The organism is Enterobacter cloacae complex sp. IR5422 (genome assembly GCF_049238165.1).
Lineage (GTDB): Bacteria > Pseudomonadota > Gammaproteobacteria > Enterobacterales > Enterobacteriaceae > Enterobacter > Enterobacter roggenkampii.
In genome coordinates, this window is record NZ_JBMKHT010000026.1 from 1 (window position 1) to 15,064 (window position 15,064).

Genomic DNA, 15,064 nt, shown 5'->3' on the forward strand with positions numbered 1-15,064 from the left:
GTCTGGCGGCGTTTACTGGAAAACTCACTGTCGGCAAAAGTCAGTTGCTGGCTCATCCGGTTACTCATTCTGGGTTCAGGTTACAACACGATGATCTCACATCTCGGACTTATTCGCACCTTCCTTAGTTCTCAACCCTGGTGTTAAGCCTGAAATAGTTAATAAATAGTGAATCTTAAAGAACACGGATTCCACTATAAAAAGAAGTGTTATGTTTGGTTGAACTTATAACCTCGTCGTCTGGCTGAATGCGTTTACTTCATGTTTTAACGGGTTATTTTGTTAAACAGACGGTACTGAACGCCGTACTGAACTGCATCCTCTGTGCGCTGCATCGCTGATGACCAGACAAAATATGGTACAATGACTCATCGGGAATATTACACATTGATTAGGGTTTTACGGCCAATGGCACAACTTTATTTCTACTATTCGGCAATGAATGCCGGGAAATCCACCGCGCTGCTGCAATCCTCGTACAATTACCAGGAGCGAGGGATGCGTACCGTTGTTTATACGGCGGAAATTGACGATCGCTTTGGCGCGGGGAAGGTGAGCTCCAGAATAGGGCTCTCGTCGCCAGCAAGGCTGTTTAACCCGAAAACCGATTTGTTTGAAGACATTCGTGCAGAACATGCTGCGCAGCCCATTCATTGTGTCCTGGTCGATGAAAGCCAGTTTCTGACGCGTGAACAGGTCCATGCCCTGTCAGAGGTAGTCGATGAGCTTGATATCCCCGTGCTGTGTTATGGCCTGCGCACGGATTTCCGCGGCGAGCTTTTTGAAGGGAGCCAGTATTTGCTCGCCTGGTCGGATAAACTTGTCGAACTGAAAACGATCTGCTTCTGCGGTCGTAAAGCCAGTATGGTACTTCGTCTTGACCAGGCCGGAAAACCTTATGCAGATGGTGAGCAGGTGGTGATAGGCGGCAATGAACGCTATGTTTCGGTCTGCCGTAAGCATTATAAAGAAGCGCTGTCTGTAGGCTCGCTGACGGCGATTCAGCACGACAACAGAAAATAACGTCTGGCTTATTATTCACACATAAAAAAACCCGCCATAAAGGCGGGTTTTTCATCTGCTGATATCAATTAAGCGCTTTTCTTCGCTTTCTTGTCAGCTTTAATGACAGGTGCTTCTGTTTTCACAGCGGCAACGTCACCTTCTTTGAACTCACGACCGTAGTAGGTATCCAGCAGAATCTGTTTCAACTCGGAGATCAGTGGGTAGCGCGGGTTAGCACCAGTACACTGGTCATCGAATGCATCTTCAGACAGCTTATCTACGTGAGCAAGGAAGTCAGCTTCCTGTACGCCCGCTTCACGGATTGACTTAGGAATACCCAGTTCAGCTTTCAGGCTTTCCAGCCATGCCAGCAGTTTCTCAATCTTGGCAGCAGTACGGTCGCCCGGTGCGCTCAGACCAAGGTGGTCAGCGATTTCAGCATAGCGACGACGTGCTTGTGGACGGTCGTACTGGCTGAAAGCAGTCTGCTTGGTTGGGTTGTCGTTAGCGTTATAACGGATAACGTTGCTGATCAGCAGGGCGTTCGCCAGACCGTGAGGAATGTGGAACTGTGAGCCCAGTTTGTGCGCCATTGAGTGGCAAACACCCAGGAAGGCGTTGGCAAACGCGATACCGGCGATGGTTGCGGCACTGTGGACACGTTCACGTGCTACAGGGTTTTTAGACCCTTCGTTGTAGGACGCTGGCAGGTTTTCTTTCAGCAGTTTCAGAGCCTGCAGAGCCTGACCGTCAGAGAACTCAGATGCCAGTACAGAAACGTAGGCTTCCAGGGCGTGAGTTACCGCATCCAGACCACCGAACGCACACAGAGACTTCGGCATCTCCATGACCAGGTTCGCATCAACGATAGCCATGTCTGGCGTCAGCGCATAGTCAGCCAGTGGGTATTTCTGACCGGTTGCATCGTCTGTTACTACCGCGAATGGCGTGACTTCTGAACCGGTACCGGAAGTGGTGGTGACCGCGATCATTTTCGCTTTTACGCCCATTTTCGGGAACTTGTAGATACGTTTACGGATATCCATAAAGCGCAGCGCCAGTTCTTCGAAGTGAGTTTCTGGATGCTCGTACATCACCCACATGATTTTCGCGGCGTCCATTGGGGAACCACCACCCAGTGCGATAATCACATCTGGTTTGAAGGAGTTAGCCAGTTCAGCACCTTTACGTACCACGCTCAGGGTTGGGTCAGCTTCAACTTCGAAGAACACTTCAGTTTCGACACCAGCCGCTTTCAGCACAGAGGTGATCTGGTCAGCGTAGCCGTTGTTGAACAGGAAACGGTCAGTCACGATGAGCGCACGTTTGTGGCCATCAGTAATCACTTCATCCAGCGCGATTGGCAGAGAGCCACGGCGGAAGTAGATAGATTTCGGAAGTTTGTGCCACAACATGTTTTCAGCTCGCTTAGCAACGGTTTTCTTGTTGATCAGGTGTTTTGGACCAACGTTTTCAGAGATGGAGTTACCACCCCAGGAACCACAACCCAGAGTCAGGGAAGGTGCGAGTTTAAAGTTGTACAGGTCACCGATACCACCCTGAGAAGCAGGGGTGTTGATCAGGATACGTGCGGTTTTCATCATCTGACCGAAGTGAGCAACACGCTCTGGCTGGTTATCCTGGTCAGTGTACAGACAAGAGGTGTGACCGATACCGCCCATGGCAACCAGCTTCTCCGCTTTCTCTACCGCCTCTTCGAAATCTTTCGCACGGTACATGGCAAGCGTAGGAGACAGTTTTTCGTGTGCGAACGGCTCGCTTTCGTCAACAACTTTCACTTCACCGATCAGGATTTTGGTGGTTGCCGGAACGGTAAAGCCTGCGAGTTCAGCAATTTTGTAGGCTGGCTGACCCACGATAGCGGCGTTCAGCGCGCCATTTTTCAGGATGATGTCCTGAACCGCTTTCAGCTCTTTGCCCTGCAGCAGGTAGCCGCCGTGGCTGGCGAAACGTTCGCGAACCGCGTCATATACGGAATCCACAACCACAACAGACTGTTCAGATGCACAGATTACACCGTTATCGAAGGTTTTAGACATCAGTACAGACGCGACAGCACGTTTGATGTCAGCAGTTTCGTCGATAACAACAGGGGTGTTACCTGCGCCAACACCGATAGCCGGTTTACCGGAGCTGTATGCAGCTTTAACCATGCCTGGACCACCGGTCGCCAGAATCAGGTTAATATCCGGGTGATGCATCAGCGCGTTGGACAGCTCAACAGAAGGTTGGTCGATCCAGCCAATCAGGTCTTTTGGTGCACCCGCAGCAATAGCGGCCTGCAGGACGATATCTGCAGCTTTGTTGGTCGCGTCTTTCGCACGTGGGTGTGGAGAGAAGATGATTGCGTTACGGGTCTTCAGGCTAATCAGTGATTTGAAGATAGCGGTAGACGTTGGGTTAGTGGTCGGAACGATACCGCAGATAATGCCGATAGGTTCAGCGATGGTGATAGTACCGAAGGTGTCGTCTTCAGACAGCACGCCACAGGTTTTCTCATCTTTATAGGCGTTGTAGATATACTCTGAAGCAAAGTGGTTTTTGATCACTTTATCTTCAACGATACCCATGCCGGATTCGGCAACGGCCATTTTAGCGAGAGGGATTCGAGCATCTGCAGCAGCCAGTGCGGCCGCGCGGAAGATTTTATCAACCTGTTCTTGGGTGAAATTGGCATATTCACGCTGGGCTTTTTTCACGCGCTCGACGAGGGCGTTCAGTTCAGCGATATTAGTAACAGCCATAATGCTCTCCTGATAATGTTTAAACTCTTTTAGTAAACCAGCGCTCGATACGTCACACAGTATAGACAGAGCCGATAGCACTTGCGTAACACAAAATAAAACAAAGAGTTACTTTGTACACCAGCACACTAATTTACTAAAAGAGCCTTACCTTAGCATCATCCCTTTTTGGCAGGTGGCCTCCCTGGGGGTGTAACCAAGATTACTCACTTCTGAGTACGGAAATCATGATCTGCGTCAATTTCCCCCTAAGCTGATACCTTTCAGCAGGGTTATTTCGTGCTGATTTTTCCAGTGTTAAATAATTACGTAAGTATTGGAAGCGGCACTATCATTGATTATACAAATGTTTAACATCCTGAAATGATAACGTTTTGGTACAGATTTCAAGTGAAGTATGCTGATAAAAAGGGTATCTTCAGCGCGATTTCTCATGACAAATTGTCAGTCCAGGGCATATGTATAAGCGGAGCAAAACGTGATCCAAACGCTCTTTGATTTTCCAACGTATTTTAAATTTTTTATTGGTTTGTTTGCCCTGGTCAACCCGGTGGGGATCATTCCTGTCTTCATTAGTATGACGAGTTACCAGACAGCGGCGGCCAGGAATAAGACCAACCTCACCGCTAACCTGTCGGTGGCGATCATATTGCTCACCTCTCTTTTTCTCGGCGACACGATTCTCCAGCTTTTCGGGATTTCGATAGATTCTTTCCGCATTGCAGGTGGGATCCTGGTGGTGACCATCGCCATGTCCATGATCAGCGGTAAGCTGGGCGAGGATAAGCAGAATAAGCAAGAGAAGTCAGAAACCGCCATCCGCGAAAGCATTGGCGTGGTGCCGCTGGCCTTACCGCTGATGGCCGGTCCTGGGGCCATCAGTTCAACCATTGTCTGGGGCACGCGTTATCATAGCCTGATGCACCTGATTGGCTTTTCCGTGGCTATTGCCATTTTTGCGCTCTGCTGTTGGGGCGTGTTCCGCATGGCACCCTGGCTGGTGCGCTTGCTGGGTCAGACGGGCATCAACGTCATTACGCGTATCATGGGCCTGTTGCTGATGGCGTTAGGGATCGAATTCATCGTAACGGGTATTAAAAGCATTTTCCCCGGATTATTGCATTAATACTTCATATGAAAGAACGGAGCGACGGCTCCGTTTTTTTTACGTGATTATCAGCAAATCATATAACTAAAGTTGAAATGCTCACATATCATAATAAATTCTACTAATAATGTTCATTTCTTGTATTTCAATAGGTTATTAATTCCGCCTTACCCCGCCTGCGCAGAAAATCTTCGATCGCTCTGTTATTTTACTCACATGATACTCTGGGGCTTGCTGAGAGATAACCGAAATGATATTAGTAATTTCAACATTCCCCTAGATGAATGTGCTAAATAATAACCAGTTGTTAAATTTTTGTACAAAATCACACGATGATAGCGCAGCGACGCGCTTGTAGAGAAAATTTTCTCTATCCTATTGAATATCATGTCTTTATAGTGATGTTCGATGTCCGGCAGGGCTGCCCTCAACGATACGGTACTCACCGTAAAAGAGAATTGCTTAACAAATTTGCAAAATGTATTGGCGCACGATTACGCCATTTGATACTTTCCGGCCTAATATTTTGCAGCATAAAACAATCAGATGAGAATTATTTTCATATGGTTCTCATCTCGGATATCCAGAACAGGTCTCAAACAGGGGAGGCCTGTAAAGAATCGACGCAAGACTGCCATACGAGCGGTCAGTAATAAAAAAGTCGGTGATAGCAAGCAGTAAAAGAAGAACCTGACAGCAGCAAAAAAAACTCCTGCGCTGTACAGGCCCCAACAGGGGATTACACAGCTGGCGAAGGCCAGTCATTATAATGAGTGGAGTATCAACACAATGTCCATCATCACAAAAAAAAATCTGGTAGCGGCGGGGATTTTAACTGCGCTAATCGCGGGAAACGCTGCAATGGCTGCGGACGTTCCTGCAGGTGTTCAGCTGGCGGAGAAGCAGACGCTGGTGCGTAACAACGGTGCGGAAGTTCAGTCTCTTGACCCGCACAAAATTGAAGGTGTTCCTGAGTCTAACGTTAACCGCGACCTGTTCGAAGGCCTGCTGGTAACTGACGTTGACGGCCACCCGGCACCGGGCGTGGCAGAAAAATGGGAAAACAAAGATTTCAAAGTCTGGACCTTCCATCTGCGTAAAGATGCGAAATGGTCCGACGGTACGCCGGTCACGGCTGAAGATTTCGTTTATAGCTGGCAGCGTCTGGCGAATCCAACGACCGCCTCCCCGTATGCGAGCTACCTGCAATATGGCCATATTGCCAATATTGATGACATCATCGCGGGCAAAAAACCGATCACCGATCTGGGCGTTAAGGCGATCGATGCCAATACCTTCGAAGTCACGTTGAGCGAACCTGTTCCGTACTTCTATAAGCTGCTGGTTCACCCGTCCGTCTCCCCGGTACCAAAATCCGCGGTGGAAAAATTTGGTGAAAAATGGACCCAGCCTGCCAATATCGTGACCAACGGCGCCTATAAGCTGAAAGACTGGGTGGTCAACGAGCGTATGGTGCTTGAGCGTAACCCGCAATACTGGGACAACGCTAAAACCGTCATTAATCAGGTGACCTACCTGCCAATTTCTTCCGAAGTGACTGACGTCAACCGCTACCGCAGCGGCGAAATCGACATGACCTATAACAACATGCCGATTGAACTGTTCCAGAAGCTGAAGAAAGAGATCCCAAAAGAAGTTCACGTCGACCCGTACCTGTGCACCTACTACTATGAAATCAACAACCAGAAAGCACCGTTCACCGACGTACGTGTTCGTACTGCGCTGAAGCTGGCACTGGATCGCGATATCATCGTGAACAAAGTGAAAAACCAGGGCGATCTGCCGGCATACAGCTATACCCCTCCATACACCGATGGCGCAAAACTGACCGAGCCAGACTGGTTCAAACAGACGCAGGAACAGCGTAACGCAGAAGCGAAGAAACTGCTGGCCGAAGCGGGCTATACCGCCGATAAGCCGCTGACCTTCAGCCTGTTGTACAACACCTCCGATCTGCACAAAAAACTGGCTATCGCCGTCGCCTCGATCTGGAAAAAGAACCTGGGCGCGAACGTGAAGCTGGAGAACCAGGAGTGGAAGACCTTCCTCGACAGCCGTCATCAGGGCACCTTTGACGTGGCGCGTGCCGGCTGGTGTGCGGACTATAACGAACCGACCTCCTTCCTGAACACCATGCTGAGCGACAGCTCAAACAACACCGCGCACTATAAGAGCCCGGCGTTTGACAAGCTGATTGCCGACACGCTGAAAACCACTGACGAAGCACAGCGTACTGAACTGTACTCTAAAGCTGAGCAGCAGCTGGATAAAGATTCCGCGATCGTTCCGGTTTACTACTACGTTAACGCCCGTCTGGTGAAACCGTGGGTAGGTGGGTACACCGGTAAAGACCCGATGGATAATATCTACGTTAAAAACTTGTATATTATCAAGCATTAATGGCAATGAGTGGGGCGGGCGTGCTCGCTCCACGGTGTCTAACCAACGTCACATTATATAGGCACACGCCAGAAGGTACGGGCAATGTTGAAATTTATCCTACGTCGCTGTCTTGAAGCGATTCCAACGCTATTTATTCTCATCACGATTTCCTTCTTCATGATGCGCCTTGCGCCGGGAAGTCCATTTACCGGTGAGCGTACGCTGCCGCCAGAAGTGATGGCGAATATCGAAGCGAAATACCACTTAAACGATCCTATCTCTACCCAGTACTTCAATTACCTGAAGCAGCTGGCCCACGGTGATTTTGGACCGTCATTTAAATATAAAGACTATTCCGTTAACGACCTGGTGGCGTCCAGCTTCCCGGTTTCGGCGAAATTGGGTGCAGCGGCATTCATTCTGGCCATTGTTTTCGGGGTCACCGCAGGCGTCATCGCCGCGCTCAGACAAAATACCAAATGGGATTATGCCGTAATGGGGGTGGCAATGACCGGGGTAGTCATACCCAGCTTCGTTGTCGCGCCATTACTGGTGATGATATTTGCCATTACGCTGAAGTGGCTGCCTGGCGGCGGCTGGAACGGCGGGGCATTAAAGTTCATGATTTTGCCGATGGTGGCATTATCCCTGGCGTACATCGCCAGTATCGCGCGTATCACCCGTGGTTCAATGATCGAAGTGCTGCACTCGAACTTCATTCGTACCGCGCGCGCGAAAGGGCTCCCGATGCGTCGGATTATCTTCCGCCACGCGCTCAAACCGGCGCTGTTGCCCGTGCTCTCCTACATGGGACCAGCATTCGTCGGGATCATCACCGGCTCGATGGTTATCGAAACCATTTACGGCCTGCCGGGCATTGGCCAGCTGTTTGTGAACGGCGCGCTTAACCGCGACTATTCGCTAGTACTGAGCCTGACCATTCTCGTCGGTGCGCTGACCATTCTCTTTAACGCTATCGTCGATGTGCTGTATGCCGTCATCGACCCGAAAATCCGTTACTAACTGGAGCACGCCATGATGTTGAGTAAGAAAAACAGCGAGGCGCTGGAAAACTTCAGTGAAAAACTGGAAGTGGAAGGTCGTAGCCTCTGGCAGGACGCGCGTCGTCGCTTTATGCACAACCGCGCGGCGGTGGCGAGTCTGGTGGTGCTGGTGATCATCGCGCTGTTTGTGACCCTGGCCCCGATGCTGTCGCAATTTACCTATTTCGACACCGACTGGGGCATGATGTCCAGCGCGCCGGATATGGAGTCTGGCCACTATTTTGGCACGGACTCCTCCGGACGTGACCTGCTGGTGCGCGTCGCTATCGGCGGGCGTATCTCGCTGATGGTCGGGATTGCTGCCGCGCTGGTGGCGGTGATCGTCGGGACGCTCTACGGCTCACTGTCCGGCTACCTTGGCGGCAAAGTGGACTCGGTGATGATGCGTCTGCTGGAAATCCTGAACTCCTTCCCGTTTATGTTCTTCGTCATCCTGCTGGTGACCTTCTTTGGTCAGAATATCCTGCTGATCTTCGTGGCCATCGGGATGGTGTCCTGGCTGGATATGGCGCGTATTGTTCGCGGCCAGACGCTGAGCCTCAAACGCAAAGAGTTTATCGAAGCCGCGCAGGTCGGCGGTGTCTCTACCGGGAATATTGTGGTTCGCCATATCGTTCCTAACGTGCTGGGCGTGGTGGTGGTCTATGCCTCACTGCTGGTGCCAAGCATGATCCTGTTTGAATCCTTCCTGAGCTTCCTCGGTCTGGGTACGCAAGAGCCGCTGAGCAGCTGGGGCGCGCTGCTGAGTGATGGTGCAAACTCAATGGAAGTATCACCGTGGCTGCTGTTATACCCGGCGGGTTTCCTGGTCGTTACCCTGTTTTGTTTTAACTTTATCGGCGATGGCCTGCGTGATGCCCTCGACCCGAAAGACCGTTAAGGAGCGCCGTCATGACAATGATTGAAACGGCAACCGCGCCACAGGCGCAGCAGCGGAGCGACCTTCTGCTGGACGTAAAAGATCTTCGCGTCACCTTTAAGACCCCGGACGGGGATGTGACCGCCGTGAACGATCTTAACTTCAACCTGCGCGCGGGTGAAACGCTCGGTATCGTGGGGGAATCTGGTTCCGGTAAATCCCAGACCGCCTTTGCGTTAATGGGCCTGCTGGCCGCTAACGGTGTGATTGGCGGTTCCGCGAAATTCAACGGTCGTGAAATCCTCAACCTGCCGGAGCACGAGCTGAACAAGCTGCGCGCCGAGCAGATCTCGATGATTTTCCAGGATCCGATGACCTCGTTGAACCCGTACATGCGCGTCGGTGAGCAGCTGATGGAAGTGCTGATGCTGCATAAAGGTCTGGGCAAAGCCGAAGCCTTTGAAGAGTCGGTCAAAATGCTCGATGCGGTGAAAATGCCGGAAGCGCGCAAGCGTATGCGCATGTTCCCGCACGAGTTCTCCGGCGGTATGCGTCAGCGCGTGATGATTGCGATGGCGCTGCTGTGCCGGCCAAAACTGCTGATTGCCGACGAACCGACCACCGCGCTGGACGTTACCGTTCAGGCGCAAATCATGACCCTGCTGAACGAGCTGAAGCGTGAGTTCAACACGGCGATTATCATGATCACCCACGACCTGGGCGTGGTGGCGGGCATCTGTGACAAAGTGCTGGTGATGTATGCCGGTCGTACCATGGAATACGGCAAAGCGCGTGAGGTGTTCTATCAGCCAGCCCATCCTTACTCGATCGGCCTGCTGAACGCGGTGCCGCGTCTCGATGCGGAAGGGGAATCCCTGCTGACCATTCCGGGCAACCCGCCAAACCTGCTGCGCCTGCCGAAAGGCTGTCCGTTCCAGCCGCGCTGTCCGCACGCGATGGAAATCTGCAATAGCGCACCGCCGCTGGAAGAGTTTGCACCAGGCCGTCTGCGCGCCTGCTTTAAGCCGCAGGAGGAGCTGGTATGAACGCATTAGATGAAAAACGCAATGTCCTGCTCGAAATTGCTGACCTTAAAGTGCATTTCGACATCAAGGACGGCAAACAGTGGTTCTGGCAGCCGTCGAAGACCCTGAAAGCGGTGGACGGCGTCACGCTGCGCCTGTATGAAGGGGAAACCCTGGGCGTAGTGGGCGAGTCCGGCTGCGGTAAATCGACCTTTGCGCGCGCCATTATCGGTCTGGTAAAAGCCACCGACGGCAAAGTGGCCTGGCTGGGTAAAGATCTGCTGGGCATGAAGCCCGACGAGTGGCGCGACGTGCGCAGCGATATCCAGATGATTTTCCAGGATCCGCTGGCGTCGTTAAACCCGCGTATGACCATCGGTGAGATTATTGCCGAGCCGCTGCGTACCTATCATCCGAAGATGTCCCGCCAGGAAGTGCGCGATCGCGTAAAGGCGATGATGCTGAAAGTTGGACTGTTGCCTAACCTCATCAACCGCTATCCTCACGAGTTCTCCGGCGGTCAGTGTCAGCGTATTGGTATTGCACGCGCCCTGATCCTCGAACCGAAGCTGATTATCTGTGATGAGCCGGTTTCCGCGCTCGACGTCTCCATTCAGGCGCAGGTGGTTAACCTGCTGCAGAAGCTGCAGCGCGAAATGGGGCTGTCGCTGATCTTCATCGCGCATGACCTGGCCGTGGTGAAACACATCTCTGACCGCGTGCTGGTGATGTATCTTGGGCACGCCGTGGAGCTGGGCACCTATGACGAGGTGTACCACAATCCGCTGCACCCTTACACCAAAGCGCTGATGTCGGCAGTGCCGATCCCCGATCCCGATCTGGAAAAGAATAAGACCATCCAGCTTCTGGAAGGGGAATTGCCTTCACCGATTAACCCGCTGTCGGGCTGTGTCTTCCGCACGCGCTGCCCTATGGCCGGGCCGGAATGTGCGAAAACGCGGCCGGTTCTGGAAGGCAGTTTCCGACATGCGGTTTCCTGCCTGAAAGTAGACCCGTTATAATCGCAAGGGCTGACATGATGTCAGCCCTTATTTTTTGCGAGGTCACTGTGTCGCGTTTATTCACGTCAGCCCGTCGGCGGCTTTATCATGTTTTATTCGATCCTGAAACGGTATCCGGACGGCGCTTCGAGGGTCTTTGTGGTTTATTTGCGCTCCTCAGCGTGGTTATCATCTTTATTGAATCGGGTGCCGGGACGCAATACCACCTGACGTTTGACGAATGGCATGTCTTTGTCTGGCTTGAGCTGGCGATTACCCTGGTGTTTACCGCTGAATATCTCCTCCGAGTGATTGCCTGGCCTAACCCGGCCCGATATGTTTTCAGCTTCTGGGGATTTATCGATTTAGCCACCATTCTGCCGCTCTACGTCATGTGGCTGTGGCCGGAAATCAGCCTGAGCTATGTCTTTGCCTGGCGAGCGATGCGCGTTATTCGCGTATTACGTATTCTGAAATTACTGCGCTTTATGCCCTCACTGCGCATATTCTGGAGCGCAATCGTCAGCGCCCGTCATCAGCTTATTCTGTTCTATTCGTTTATTGCCATTGTCATGATTGTTTTTGGCGCACTGATGTATCTGATTGAGGGGCCGAAATATGGCTTTACGACGCTCAATGCGTCCGTCTACTGGGCGATCGTGACCGTAACGACCGTGGGGTACGGGGATATCACGCCCCATACGCCGCTGGGGCGAATTGTGGCCTCAGTGCTTATTTTGATTGGCTATTCGGTCATTGCCATTCCGACCGGGCTGATTACCACGCACATGAGTAGCGCATTTCAGAGCCGGAAGCAGCAGCGCAAATGTCCGCGATGTCATCAGGGGGAACATGAACTCAACGCGCGTTTTTGTCACCGCTGTGGGAATCCGTTGCCGGAGTAAATAAAAAAGGCTGCAATCGCAGCCTTTTTTATTATTCGCGCCAGAGAATATGGCACAGCTTGTGGTCTTTCTCACGGCAGAGCAGGACGCGAGCGAAGATATCATTAATTTCGCCACCGTCTTCATCGGCCAGCCCGATAACCACTTCGGCGAAGAAGTCAGGGTTCAGGTCGAAATCCACATGCTCAGCCCAGTCTTCTGAAGGGTCGAACAGTTCGGCACCGCCGCGCTCTTCGAACTGCAAATTAAAGAGGATCACGTCTGCGGGATCGAGGTTATCAACCGCCAGTTCGAGAAAAATGTCATAGGCCTGCTCGAGCGTTTCGTCTTCGGTCAGGCGATTGTTCAGATCCATTTCCATGATGACTACCTGTTTAACATCGTTGGGCACGTTTTACAGCAACGGACTAAAGAAGTAAAACAGTCGTTCGGCAATTCTCTGCCACAGCGGACGTTTTACCCACAGTCTGGCATCAAGCAGGCGGGAGCGGGAGATATAATCATCCTGCACCGCCGCGAGATCGCCGCCAAAGCCGGCATCATCAATAACCAGCGTGATTTCAAAGTTGAGCCACAGGCTGCGCATATCCAGGTTCACCGTTCCCACCAGGCTTAACTCGCCGTCGACAAGCACGCTCTTGGTGTGGAGCAGTCCACCTTCGAACTGGTAGATCTTCACCCCTGCAGCCAGCAGTTCGCTAAAGAATGCCCGGCTGGCCCAGCCCACCAGAAGGGAGTCATTTTTGCGCGGCAAAATAATGCTCACATCGACGCCGCGCTGCGCCGCGGTACAGATCGCGTGCAGGAGGTCATCGCTGGGAACAAAGTAGGGCGTCGTCATGATCAGATATTCACGCGCCGAGTAGGTCGCCGTCAGCAGCGCCTGATGAATCAAATCCTCCGGGAAGCCCGGCCCGGAAGCAATGGTATGAATAGTGTGACCGCTGGCCTCTTCAAACGGCATAATATTGCCGTCCGGCGGTGGCGGCAGGATGCGTTTGCCGGTCTCTATCTCCCAGTCGCAGGAGTAGACGATGCCCATCGAGGTGGCAATCGGCCCCTCCATGCGCGCCATCAAATCCACCCACTGACCCACGCCCGAGTCCTGTTTAAAAAAGCGCGGGTCAACCATGTTCATGCTGCCGGTGTAGGCAATATAGTTATCGATCATGATCATTTTACGGTGCTGACGAAGGTCCATCCGGCGCAGAAACACGCGCAGGAGGTTAACCTTCAGCGCCTCAACCACCTCGATACCGGCATTGCGCATCATCCCTGCCCAGGGACTGCGGAAAAATGCCACGCTGCCCGCAGAGTCCAGCATCAGACGGCAGTGAATGCCGCGTCGCGCCGCGGCCATCAGGGATTCCGCGACCTGGTCAGCCATCCCGCCGGGCTGCCAGATATAGAAAACCATCTCGATATTATGACGCGCCAGCTGGATATCGCGGATTAACGCCTGCATAACGTCGTCGGACGAGGTTAGCAGCTGGAGCTGATTACCCTTAACGCCACCAATCCCCTGACGGCGCTCGCACAGCTTAAACAGTGACGAGGCGACGCTGCTGTTCTCCTCGGCAAAGATATGCTTGCAGGCTTTAAGGTCGTTCAGCCACTTCGCGGTGGAGGGCCACATGGCGCGGGCCCGCTCGGCGCGGCGTTTACCGAGATGAAGCTCACCGAAAGAGAGATAGGCGATAATTCCCACCAGCGGCAGGATATAGATGATCAGAAGCCAGGCCATGGCAGAGGGTACGGCTCTGCGCTTCATCAGGATGCGTAACGTCACACCCGCGATTAACAGCCAGTATCCCAAAATGACCAGCCAACTCACCACGGTGTAGAAGGTTGTCATAGGTAAAAAAATCCTTTTGAAAGCGTATTGTTATGAGTGTACGCATCAGGATTCATCTGGCAAATAAAAACGCCAGGTAAAAGCGCTGGTTTGCAGCCGGGTTGGGTTTATAATGGCATCTCTGTTAGAGAAAGAGTTGTAGACATGAAGCGCAGTAGAACAGAAGTAGGGCGCTGGCGCATGTTGCGACAGGTGAGTCGTCGCAAGGCTCGTTGGCTGGAAGCACAATCCCGCCGCAATATGCGTATTCACGCCATCAGAAAATGTGGAATGACCCGGCACCGCAACGCGTTGCTGTTCGCCGTCCAGGATATCTGAGTACCATGAGGGCACCGTAATGGTGCCCGCTGATTTTATAAGGTCTGATTTTTGGGATAGCGTCGTTGCAGCGCTATTCCTGCTGTGCTGAGCAAAAGGAGGGAGAAGAAGTGTTTGCGGAGTTTGGCGTACTGAATTTCTGGACGTATGTTGTTGGCGCGTTTTTTATCGTGCTGGTACCGGGGCCGAATACCCTGTTTGTGCTTAAAACGGGAATTGGACACGGCGTTAAAAAAGGGTACCTTGCCGCCACGGGTGTATTTATCGGCGATGCGGTGCTGATGTTTCTTGCCTGGGCGGGCGTCGCGGCATTAATCCAGACCACGCCGGTACTGTTTAATATCGTGCGCTATCTCGGCGCCTTCTACCTGCTGTGGCTGGGCGGCAAAATGCTCTGGTCGGTCATTACCCGCCAGAATCACGCTCAGGAAAGCGGCACCGAGCCTGCCAGCACGATCATGAAACGTTCGCTGGTGCTGAGCCTGACGAATCCAAAAGCGATTCTGTTCTACGTCTCGTTCTTTGTTCAGTTCATCGACGTGAATGCGCAGAACACCGGTACCTCTTTCCTTATCCTCGCGACGACGCTTGAGTTGATAAGCTTCATGTATATGAGCTTCCTGATCTTCTCCGGTGCATTTGTCACGCGCTATCTCAAAACGAAAAAGAAACTGGCAAAGCTGGGGAACGGGCTGATAGGGCTGCTGTTTGTCGGGTTTGCGGCGAGGTTGGCGTCGCTGCACTGATGTATGAAAG

At 52.3% G+C, this 15,064-nt stretch carries 13 protein-coding genes; 10 read left to right on the plus strand and 3 right to left on the minus strand.

Translation table 11 applies throughout. The features are described from left to right. The first annotated feature begins 408 nt into the window (after positions 1 to 408). The gene (gene tdk, locus ACOTXT_RS13710; RefSeq protein WP_008502782.1) at positions 409 to 1,023 is read left to right on the plus strand and encodes a thymidine kinase; all 615 of its coding nucleotides are present in this window, start codon (positions 409 to 411) and stop codon (positions 1,021 to 1,023) included. 68 nt (positions 1,024 to 1,091) lie between these two features. On the opposite strand, the gene adhE is transcribed toward tdk, so the two are convergent. Beyond that, the gene (gene adhE / locus ACOTXT_RS13715) at positions 1,092 to 3,770 is read right to left on the minus strand and encodes a bifunctional acetaldehyde-CoA/alcohol dehydrogenase (RefSeq protein ID WP_021240331.1); all 2,679 of its coding nucleotides are present in this window, start codon (positions 3,768 to 3,770) and stop codon (positions 1,092 to 1,094) included. 478 nt (positions 3,771 to 4,248) lie between these two features. Here adhE and ACOTXT_RS13720 point away from each other — a divergent pair, with 478 nt between their 5' ends. The 7 genes from ACOTXT_RS13720 to ACOTXT_RS13750 all read left to right on the plus strand — a co-directional run bounded on the left by ACOTXT_RS13720 (position 4,249) and on the right by ACOTXT_RS13750 (position 12,135). Beyond that, on the plus strand, positions 4,249 to 4,896 hold the full coding sequence (locus ACOTXT_RS13720) for a YchE family NAAT transporter (protein WP_008502784.1): 648 nt from the start codon (positions 4,249 to 4,251) through the stop codon (positions 4,894 to 4,896). Positions 4,897 to 5,667: 771 nt separating this feature from the next. Next, a complete protein-coding gene (gene oppA / locus ACOTXT_RS13725) occupies positions 5,668 to 7,299 on the plus strand; it encodes an oligopeptide ABC transporter substrate-binding protein OppA (protein WP_008502785.1) in 1,632 nt (543 codons plus the stop codon). A gap of 84 nt (positions 7,300 to 7,383) precedes the next feature. Then, on the plus strand, positions 7,384 to 8,304 hold the full coding sequence (gene oppB, locus ACOTXT_RS13730; protein WP_008502786.1) for an oligopeptide ABC transporter permease OppB: 921 nt from the start codon (positions 7,384 to 7,386) through the stop codon (positions 8,302 to 8,304). Between the two features lie 12 nt (positions 8,305 to 8,316). Further along, complete coding sequence (gene oppC, locus ACOTXT_RS13735; RefSeq protein WP_008502787.1) at positions 8,317 to 9,225, plus strand: oligopeptide ABC transporter permease OppC; 909 nt, start codon at positions 8,317 to 8,319, stop codon at positions 9,223 to 9,225. A gap of 11 nt (positions 9,226 to 9,236) precedes the next feature. Then, the gene (locus tag ACOTXT_RS13740) at positions 9,237 to 10,250 is read left to right on the plus strand and encodes an ABC transporter ATP-binding protein (RefSeq protein WP_023292231.1); all 1,014 of its coding nucleotides are present in this window, start codon (positions 9,237 to 9,239) and stop codon (positions 10,248 to 10,250) included. Continuing rightward, positions 10,247 to 11,251 carry a murein tripeptide/oligopeptide ABC transporter ATP-binding protein OppF gene (gene oppF, locus ACOTXT_RS13745; protein ID WP_421625325.1) on the plus strand — a complete coding sequence of 335 codons (1,005 nt, stop codon included), beginning with the start codon at positions 10,247 to 10,249 and terminating at the stop codon, positions 11,249 to 11,251. The genes ACOTXT_RS13740 and oppF overlap by 4 nt, the downstream gene beginning before the upstream one ends. Positions 11,252 to 11,265: 14 nt before the next feature. Further along, positions 11,266 to 12,135 (plus strand): ion transporter, encoded by an 870-nt coding sequence (locus ACOTXT_RS13750; RefSeq protein WP_031274926.1) that lies wholly within the window; start codon positions 11,266 to 11,268, stop codon positions 12,133 to 12,135. 31 nt (positions 12,136 to 12,166) lie between these two features. On the opposite strand, the gene ACOTXT_RS13755 is transcribed toward ACOTXT_RS13750, so the two are convergent. Beyond that, the gene (locus ACOTXT_RS13755; protein WP_006810881.1) at positions 12,167 to 12,496 is read right to left on the minus strand and encodes an HI1450 family dsDNA-mimic protein; all 330 of its coding nucleotides are present in this window, start codon (positions 12,494 to 12,496) and stop codon (positions 12,167 to 12,169) included. Between the two features lie 33 nt (positions 12,497 to 12,529). Further along, complete coding sequence (gene cls, locus ACOTXT_RS13760) at positions 12,530 to 13,990, minus strand: cardiolipin synthase (RefSeq protein WP_008502791.1); 1,461 nt, start codon at positions 13,988 to 13,990, stop codon at positions 12,530 to 12,532. Positions 13,991 to 14,134: 144 nt separating this feature from the next. Between cls and ACOTXT_RS13765 the strand changes: the two genes are divergently transcribed. Further along, the gene (locus ACOTXT_RS13765) at positions 14,135 to 14,308 is read left to right on the plus strand and encodes a YciY family protein (protein ID WP_021240326.1); all 174 of its coding nucleotides are present in this window, start codon (positions 14,135 to 14,137) and stop codon (positions 14,306 to 14,308) included. Positions 14,309 to 14,418: 110 nt separating this feature from the next. Further along, positions 14,419 to 15,054, plus strand: a complete 636-nt coding sequence (gene leuE / locus ACOTXT_RS13770; RefSeq protein WP_008502792.1) for a leucine efflux protein LeuE — start codon at positions 14,419 to 14,421, stop codon at positions 15,052 to 15,054. Positions 15,055 to 15,064: the final 10 nt, after the last annotated feature.

Bases quoted from the DNA above. Each gene is read 5' to 3' on its own strand.
- ACOTXT_RS13765 (WP_021240326.1), top strand. From the start codon at position 14,135: ATGAAGCGCAGTAGAACAGAAGTAGGGCGCTGGCGCATGTTGCGACAG.
- oppA (WP_008502785.1), top strand. From the start codon at position 5,668: ATGTCCATCATCACAAAAAAAAATCTGGTAGCGGCGGGGATTTTAACT.
- adhE (WP_021240331.1), bottom strand. From the start codon at position 3,770: ATGGCTGTTACTAATATCGCTGAACTGAACGCCCTCGTCGAGCGCGTG.
- oppB (WP_008502786.1), top strand. From the start codon at position 7,384: ATGTTGAAATTTATCCTACGTCGCTGTCTTGAAGCGATTCCAACGCTA.
- oppC (WP_008502787.1), top strand. From the start codon at position 8,317: ATGATGTTGAGTAAGAAAAACAGCGAGGCGCTGGAAAACTTCAGTGAA.
- ACOTXT_RS13740 (WP_023292231.1), top strand. From the start codon at position 9,237: ATGACAATGATTGAAACGGCAACCGCGCCACAGGCGCAGCAGCGGAGC.
- oppF (WP_421625325.1), top strand. From the start codon at position 10,247: ATGAACGCATTAGATGAAAAACGCAATGTCCTGCTCGAAATTGCTGAC.
- cls (WP_008502791.1), bottom strand. From the start codon at position 13,990: ATGACAACCTTCTACACCGTGGTGAGTTGGCTGGTCATTTTGGGATAC.
- ACOTXT_RS13750 (WP_031274926.1), top strand. From the start codon at position 11,266: ATGATGTCAGCCCTTATTTTTTGCGAGGTCACTGTGTCGCGTTTATTC.
- ACOTXT_RS13755 (WP_006810881.1), bottom strand. From the start codon at position 12,496: ATGGAAATGGATCTGAACAATCGCCTGACCGAAGACGAAACGCTCGAG.
- tdk (WP_008502782.1), top strand. From the start codon at position 409: ATGGCACAACTTTATTTCTACTATTCGGCAATGAATGCCGGGAAATCC.